Source organism: Pseudomonas sp. NPDC087614 (assembly GCF_044743485.1).
Lineage (GTDB): Bacteria > Pseudomonadota > Gammaproteobacteria > Pseudomonadales > Pseudomonadaceae > Aquipseudomonas > Aquipseudomonas baetica_A.
In genome coordinates this window covers 1-3,725 of sequence record NZ_JBIUWN010000154.1, presented here as the reverse complement: position 1 = coordinate 3,725, position 3,725 = coordinate 1, and the positions used below count along the sequence as shown (strand labels likewise).

The window sequence follows — 3,725 nt, the reverse complement described above, 5'->3', positions numbered from 1 at the left end:
CTCGGTGTCTTCATCGCCTCGCAACAGGTCTGGCCGGAATTGAACTTCGGTCTGCCGTGGACGAGCTTTGGACGCCTGCGCCCGTTGCACACAAACCTGGTGATTTTTGCCTTCGGTGGATGTGCACTGTTTGCCACTTCCTACTATGTCGTGCAGCGAACCTGCCAGACGCGACTGATTTCCGACAGCCTCGCCGCCTTCACCTTCTGGGGCTGGCAAGCGGTGATCGTCGGCGCGATCATTACCTTGCCGCTGGGTTACACCACCACCAAGGAATACGCGGAATTGGAATGGCCGCTGGCTATTCTCCTGGCCATTGTCTGGGTCACCTACGGTCTGGTGTTCTTCGGCACCATCACCAAGCGCAAAACCAAGCACATCTACGTCGGTAACTGGTTCTACGGCGCCTTCATCGTCGTCACCGCGATGCTGCACATCGTCAACCACGCCTCGCTGCCGGTCAGCTTCTTCAAGTCCTACTCGGCCTACTCCGGCGCGACCGACGCGATGATCCAGTGGTGGTACGGCCACAACGCCGTGGGTTTCTTCCTGACCACTGGCTTCCTGGGGATGATGTACTACTTCGTGCCTAAACAGGCCGAACGTCCGATCTACTCCTATCGCCTGTCGATCGTGCACTTCTGGGCACTGATCACCCTGTACATCTGGGCCGGCCCGCACCACCTGCACTACACCGCACTGCCGGATTGGGCACAGTCGCTGGGCATGGCAATGTCGATCATCCTGCTGGCACCGAGCTGGGGCGGCATGATCAACGGCATGATGACTCTGTCGGGCGCCTGGCATAAATTGCGCACCGACCCGATCCTGCGCTTCCTCGTGGTATCGCTGGCGTTCTACGGCATGTCGACCTTCGAAGGGCCGATGATGGCGATCAAGACCGTCAACGCGCTCTCCCACTACACCGACTGGACCATCGGCCACGTACACGCCGGCGCTCTGGGCTGGGTGGCCATGATCTCGATCGGTGCGATCTACCACATGATCCCGAAACTGTTCGGCCGTGCGCAGATGCACAGTGTCGGCCTGATCAACGCGCACTTCTGGCTCGCAACCATTGGTACCGTGCTGTACATCGCGTCGATGTGGGTCAACGGCATCACTCAAGGCCTGATGTGGCGGGCAATCAACGACGACGGCACCCTCACCTACTCGTTCGTTGAAGCGCTGCAAGCCAGCCACCCTGGCTACATCGTCCGTGCCCTGGGCGGTGCATTCTTCGCCAGCGGCATGTTCCTGATGGCTTACAACGTCTGGCGCACCGTGCGCGCCTCGAACCCGGCTGAAGCCGAAGCCGCCGCCCAGATCGCTGTCGTTGGAGCTCACTGATGAAGCATGAAGCTGTCGAGAAGAATATTGGCCTGCTGGCCTTCTTCATGGTCATCGCCGTCAGCGTCGGTGGCCTGACCCAAATCGTTCCGCTGTTTTTCCAGGACGTGACCAACAAGCCGGTCGAGGGCATGAAGCCACGTTCGGCGCTGGAACTGGAAGGCCGCGATATCTATATCGCCAACGGTTGTGTCGGTTGCCACTCGCAGATGATCCGCCCGTTCCGCGCCGAAACCGAACGCTACGGGCACTACTCGGTAGCCGGTGAGAGCGTGTGGGATCACCCGTTCCTGTGGGGCTCGAAACGCACCGGTCCGGATCTGGCCCGGGTCGGCGCGCGTTACTCGGATGACTGGCACCGCGCGCACTTGTACAACCCGCGCAACGTAGTGCCTGAGTCGAAAATGCCGGCTTACCCGTGGCTGGTCACGCAAGCGGTCGACAGCAGCCACACCGAAACCAAGCTCAAGACCCTGCGCACCCTCGGCGTGCCGTACACCGACGACGATATCAGCGGCGCGGTGGCCAGCCTCAAGGGCAAGACCGAGATGGACGCCCTCGTCTCCTACCTGCAAGTGCTCGGCACTGCAATCAAGAGCAAGAGGTGAGCCATGGTCATTGAAATGAGCACAGGCCTCATACGTGGCCTCGGCACGGTCGTGGTGTTCGTCGCCTTCGTCGGCCTGACCTTGTGGGTTTTCAATCGCAAGCGCACCCCGGAGTTTGCCGAAGCACGTCTGCTGCCGTTCGCCGACGAGCCGCAACCCGACACTACCCCCGCATCTGAACCAAGGAGTACCCGGTCATGACCACCTTCTGGAGTACGTGGATCTGCGTACTGACCATCGGCAGCCTGATCGGCCTGACCTGGCTGCTGATCGGCACTCGTCGGGGCGAGACCAAGGGCAGCGTCGACCAGACCATGGGCCACAGCTTCGTCGGCATCGAGGAGTACGACAACCCGCTGCCGCAGTGGTGGTTCATGCTGTTCGCCGGCACGCTGGTGTTTTCCGTGGGCTATCTGATCCTGTATCCGGGCCTGGGTAACTGGAAAGGCATCCTGCCCGGTTACGAGGACGGCTGGACCGGCGTGCACGAGTGGGAAAAGGAAATGAGCAAGGCTGACGCCAGGTTCGGACCGATCTTCGCCAGGTTCGCCGCCATGCCGCTGGAAGAAGTGGCAAAAGACCCACAGGCGCTGAAAATGGGTGGCCGTCTGTTCGCCTCCAACTGCTCGGTCTGCCACGGCTCGGATGCCAAAGGCGCGTTCGGCTTCCCCAACCTGGCCGACAGCGACTGGCGCTGGGGCGGCGACGCCGACACCATCAAGACCACCATCATGGGTGGGCGGATGGCGGCGATGCCGGCCTGGGGCGAAGTGCTCGGTGAAGCGGGTGTGAAAAACGTTGCCGCGTATGTGCGCCACGATCTGGCCGGCCTGCCTTTGCCCGCCGACAGCAAGGCCGACCTGCAAGCCGGACAGCAAACGTTCAGCACCACTTGCGTCGCCTGCCATGGGGCAACCGGCCACGGCACTGAAGCCATGGGGGCGCCGAATCTGACGCACCCGGCCGGATTTATCTATGGCACCAGCCTGACCCAGCTCGAACAGACCATCCGCCATGGTCGCCAAGGTCATATGCCAGCGCAGAATGAGCTGCTGGGTAACGATAAAGTGCAATTACTGGCTGCTTATGTGTACAGCCTCAGCCACAAATTGAATACAGAAAAACTTATTACTGAAGACAATAAGCAGTAGTTATTGACTACACCGCTGCCGCACGTTTCTCAGTGCGGCAGTTTCCCGCCCCTTTGCGACGCATTGTCGCACCCCTTGATACCCTCTCCTTTCGGTTCCCCTGATTCGGGTCTACGCTTGCTCGATGCGGACTGGCCCGTGCTGGTTCCAGGTCGACCTGAGCGATGTGTTCGATGAATCGGCTGACAAACGCGCCGCAAAGGCCGGTAGATACCGGCTGTCGCGCCGATTGCCGTTCATCAGCCTAACCGGCAGTTTTAACACACCTCGTTACAAGTGATCTGAACCCCTCGCTTTTTTTGTCTGCTGCGACATTTTGTCCGAGGCCAATTTTGTCCTTACGCGGCGTATGGAAAGGCCGCAGAATCAGCGTTGGAAAGCATTGACCCAGGTCATGGCGCGTTGCAATGACCCCTTGCTCTCTGCATACTTGCGGCCGATTTTAATCCTAATAAAACACCTAAACCGTGGAACCTTAGAATGAGCACAGCAATCAGTCCGACTGCTTATAACTATAAGGTAGTCCGCCAGTTCGCCATCATGACGGTGGTCTGTAGGATCCAACGCATGGGCCTCGGTGTCTTCATCGCAACGCAACTCGTATGGCCGGAAATGA

General features: G+C 59.8%; 4 protein-coding genes and 1 pseudogene. All 5 read left to right on the top strand.

The features are described from left to right. Positions 1–1,350: cytochrome-c oxidase, cbb3-type subunit I (ccoN, locus tag ACIOWA_RS27575; protein WP_401162890.1), on the top strand; the 1,350-nt coding region annotated here is incomplete at its 5' end. Then, positions 1,350–1,958 (top strand): cytochrome-c oxidase, cbb3-type subunit II, encoded by a 609-nt coding sequence (gene ccoO, locus ACIOWA_RS27570; protein WP_401162889.1) that lies wholly within the window; start codon positions 1,350–1,352, stop codon positions 1,956–1,958. The genes ccoN and ccoO, both read left to right, overlap by 1 nt. A gap of 3 nt (positions 1,959–1,961) precedes the next feature. Further along, positions 1,962–2,159 carry a cbb3-type cytochrome oxidase subunit 3 gene (locus ACIOWA_RS27565; protein ID WP_401162888.1) on the top strand — a complete coding sequence of 66 codons (198 nt, stop codon included), beginning with the start codon at positions 1,962–1,964 and terminating at the stop codon, positions 2,157–2,159. Then, the gene (gene ccoP / locus ACIOWA_RS27560; RefSeq protein WP_401162887.1) at positions 2,156–3,109 is read left to right on the top strand and encodes a cytochrome-c oxidase, cbb3-type subunit III; all 954 of its coding nucleotides are present in this window, start codon (positions 2,156–2,158) and stop codon (positions 3,107–3,109) included. Before ACIOWA_RS27565 ends, ccoP begins: the two co-directional genes overlap by 4 nt. 480 nt (positions 3,110–3,589) lie before the next feature. Continuing rightward, positions 3,590–3,725, top strand: a pseudogene (locus ACIOWA_RS27555) (cytochrome C oxidase Cbb3); the annotation flags it as partial.

What these genes read in the sequence shown, in the direction of transcription:
- ccoO (WP_401162889.1), top strand. Translation starts at nt 1,350, where the DNA reads ATGAAGCATGAAGCTGTCGAGAAGAATATTGGCCTGCTGGCCTTCTTC.
- ACIOWA_RS27565 (WP_401162888.1), top strand. Translation starts at nt 1,962, where the DNA reads ATGGTCATTGAAATGAGCACAGGCCTCATACGTGGCCTCGGCACGGTC.
- ccoP (WP_401162887.1), top strand. Translation starts at nt 2,156, where the DNA reads ATGACCACCTTCTGGAGTACGTGGATCTGCGTACTGACCATCGGCAGC.